5 protein-coding genes are annotated in these 3709 nt (G+C 36.0%); 4 read left to right on the plus strand and 1 reads right to left on the minus strand.

Annotated features, from left to right (window positions below; all coding sequences use genetic code 11):
* Positions 1-528 (plus strand): sensor histidine kinase (locus ABYK33_RS14615; protein ID WP_373034034.1); only part of this gene is annotated, 528 nt, incomplete at its 5' end.
* Complete coding sequence (locus tag ABYK33_RS14620; protein WP_373034035.1) at positions 521-1279, plus strand: response regulator; 759 nt, start codon at positions 521-523, stop codon at positions 1277-1279. The genes ABYK33_RS14615 and ABYK33_RS14620, both read left to right, overlap by 8 nt.
* A gap of 182 nt (positions 1280-1461) precedes the next feature.
* Here ABYK33_RS14620 and ABYK33_RS14625 read toward each other — a convergent pair whose 3' ends face one another.
* On the minus strand, positions 1462-2379 hold the full coding sequence (locus tag ABYK33_RS14625) for a manganese-dependent inorganic pyrophosphatase (RefSeq protein WP_373034036.1): 918 nt from the start codon (positions 2377-2379) through the stop codon (positions 1462-1464).
* A gap of 88 nt (positions 2380-2467) precedes the next feature.
* On the opposite strand from ABYK33_RS14625, the gene ABYK33_RS14630 reads away from it, so the two are divergent.
* Positions 2468-3379, plus strand: a complete 912-nt coding sequence (locus ABYK33_RS14630) for a cation diffusion facilitator family transporter (RefSeq protein ID WP_373034037.1) — start codon at positions 2468-2470, stop codon at positions 3377-3379.
* A 16-nt stretch (positions 3380-3395) separates the two neighbouring features.
* A partial coding sequence (locus ABYK33_RS14635) for a rhodanese-like domain-containing protein (RefSeq protein ID WP_373034038.1) occupies positions 3396-3709 on the plus strand: 314 nt, incomplete at its 3' end.

Raw genomic sequence — 3709 nt, forward strand, 5'->3', positions numbered from 1 at the left:
CAAAATTCACTTCAAGAGAGTAGGAGCCGTATTCACGCTATGGCTTTGGTGCATGAATTTCTCTATTTGGGAGATAACCTTTCCTGCATAGATCTACCCCTCTACGTCGATAAGTTAGTGCATGACATTAAGCAATCCTGTACTTCAAATCACGATCCGGTCAAGCTCAAAATTGAGATTGAACCCATCTTTTTTTCTTCCAATAAATGTATTCAAATAGGCATGGTTGTTCATGAACTGGCAGTCAATGCTTTTAAACATGCCTTTGCCAATAGAGAAAATAATATTTTTTCAGTGAAGCTTTTTATTATAGAAGAACAACATCATGATTTCATAGAACTATATATTAAAGATAATGGTAAGGGGTTTTGTCATATAACAGACCCTACAGAGAGTAACTCTATAGGTATGACCTTAGTTCATTCTATTGTTGAAGATCAATTGGATGGTACGATCTCATACACCACAAGTCCCGATGGTGTAGAATACAAAATAATTTTCCCGTTTCTGGAGTGTTTAAATGATTAAAAAAAAGATACTTATAGTTGAAGATGAATCAATTATTGCAATAAATTTAAAAGAAGTCCTTATTGACTTAGGGTACGAACCATGTGGCATCGCTCCAAATAGATCTAAAACTTTGGCACTTTTGGAAAAAGGAATTAAGCCTGATTTAGTGCTGATGGATATTTACCTAAAAGGTACAGTAACCGGTATAGAATTGGCTAAAGAATTAAGAAATATTATTCCCAACACGCCCATTATATTCCTTACAGCAAATTCAGAACTCTCTACGATCAAAGAAGCAACTTCTTCTCATGCATATGGGTATTTACTTAAACCTGTAAAAGAGCGAGAACTTCACGCCAACATTGAATTGGCACTTCAAAAATCTAATTTAGCTACTAAAACCAAAGAACAATTGAGCAGTATAGAGAATGTAGCAAAAACACTTGAGCACACACTGCAAGAGAGCAAAGAGGAAAAACTAACACTCATTACACTTAAGTACGGATATGTCTTTGACATAGAAAAAAAGATACTCTATTTAAAAGAAGATATGGTGAACCTCACAGCCAAAGAAAGAGATCTTGTAGCTATTCTTTGTCAACAAAAAGGTAGCTATATATCCCGTGAACAAATAGAATACACTATTTGGGCAAATGAACCCGCAGGAGAAGCTGCTTTTAGATCACTTATGTTCAGAGTCAGAAACAAACTCCATAAAGATCTCATTATCAATAGTAATAACATTGGTTATAAAATTGCGCGGCTGTAACTGTTAATTTCTCATCTCCTGAGACCTAATAGTAAATTTGAGGTACGATGGGTAGCACGTAAGGTTTAATTTTTGATTTTAAAGTGTAACAATATTCTTACAGGCTTCCATGGAAATTTTTCCCACCCTTACTCTTTTATTACTTTTAATAAAGTATCAAATAGTGAGGGTATTAAATATCGTTAAAATTGCTTCTCTAAAAATGGAATGACTTGTTTTTTACGACTCATCACTTTTGGAAGCCAAACTTGATTGTCATCAAGTGTCATTTCAAAAGCAGACTCTATTTTACTGTTATCATTTGAGAGAACAAGCAGTTGAGATCCTTCTTGCATGATATCTGTTAAGAGCAATAAAACAGTATGTCTATCAGCTTCATCTTTTATTTTTTGCATAGCAGCAAAAAGTTCTTCTTTCATATTGTCAAATACAGAAAGATCAACCACTTCAAGTTGTCCAACACCAATGGTATTACCACCCATATTAAAGTCTTTAAAGTCTCTAAGAACAAGCGCTTCTTTTGTATCATTAAGTACATCAGATTTTACAATGAACATCTCCATACCTAACTCTTTTGGATTTTCAATACCTGCAATTTCAGCCAACTCTTTTACAGCTTTAGTATCTGTTTTTGTACATGTTGGAGATTTAAAGATAACGGTATCACTTAATATAGCACACATCATCATCCCTGCCAATTCTTTTGGTATCTTAACATTGTGATGGTCAAACATCTCTTTTACAATGGTGTTAGAACAACCTACTGGTCTTACCCACATCTCTAAAGGTGTATCTGTTTTTAAGTCACCCATTTTGTGGTGATCCACGATACCAAGTATCGTTGCTTCATCGATATCTTTAGGACTTTGTGAACGTTCCATAAAATCAATGAGATAAACATTTTCTCCTGCAAATTCCGTCTTTAATGCCGGTGCTTCAAAGCCAAATCTTTCAAGTATAAATGCTGTTTCCGGATTAACTTCACCTTGTCTAACCGGGATAGTATCTTCTCCAAGTTGATTTTTAAGGTATGAAAGGGACAATGCACCTATGATCGAATCTGAGTCTGGGGTTGTATGACCAAATATATATGCTGACATAATTGTAATTTCCTGTAACTTTTTTGGTATTATATCTTATTATACTTGTTTCAGTATAAGAGTATTACTGAGAATAGAAGGAATAGTCATGACACATGACCATAGTCATCACCATGAAATAAACAACTACAATCGCTCATTTGCTATAGGTATTGCACTCAATGTCATCTTTGTTATCATTGAAATAAGTTATGGACTTGTTGCTGATTCACTGGCACTTATAGCAGATGCTGGACATAATCTGAGTGATGTCATGAGCCTTATGCTTGCATGGGGTGCAAACTATCTGGCAACAAAGCACCCTACCCGCAAAAGAACCTATGGCTTGCGTAAAGTAACCATCATGGCTTCCTTACTCTCTGCAGTTTTACTTCTGGTAGCTATGGGTGGTATCGCATGGGAATCACTTGAACGACTCTCTTCTCCAAAACCTGTAGATGGTGTGATCATCATTGTCGTTGCTGCCATTGGAGTAGTCATAAATACCGCAACCGCATTACTCTTTGTAAAAGGTCAAAAACATGATCTTAACATCAGAGCAGCATACTTGCATATGGCAGCAGATGCAGCCATTTCTTTGGGTGTTGTTGTTGCAGGTATAGCTATTATATTAACGGGTTGGATCTGGCTTGACCCTGTTATCAGTCTTCTTATTGTAGTTGCTATTTTAGTGGGGACATGGCAGTTACTCAGAGATTCTATAGATCTTTCCATCGATGCTGTACCACAGGGAATAGATGTTACCCATATCCAAAGCTATTTAAAAGATCTCGAATATGTAACTGATATACATGACTTGCATATCTGGGCACTGAGTACAACAGAGACTGCCCTAACAGTACATCTCGTAACTACCCTTGAAGTGATTGACAACAGTTTCCTTAGAGATACACAAGAGCACCTGCATCAACACTTTAACATTGCACATACAACCATTCAAATAGAGAATGAAGCGGGTGACTACCAATGCGTTCTCAATCGTGATGAATATAGATTATAAATATAAAGGAAATATGATGAAAATATTCGTATTAAGTCTAGTGTTTTTGGGGCTAAGTATGCCTCTATACCCTAAGGATAAAGAATTGGAAAAATACATTTCTACCTTTGATTATGAAGCAAGAATAGAGATGAAAATAAATAGTAAATGGCTTATTGATTTATTGGAGGAAGGAGAAGCTCAATTGATCGATATACGATTTCCAGAAGAGTATGCTGCATGGAAGGTGGGACCGTCTATCAATATACCACTCAACGAACTTCCCCATAGACTTAAAGAGATCGACAAAACAAAAACTGTCGTGATGGCCTGCCCTCATAAAGACAGGGC

The organism is Sulfurovum sp. (genome assembly GCF_041562805.1).
Taxonomy (GTDB): Bacteria; Campylobacterota; Campylobacteria; order Campylobacterales; family Sulfurovaceae; genus Sulfurovum.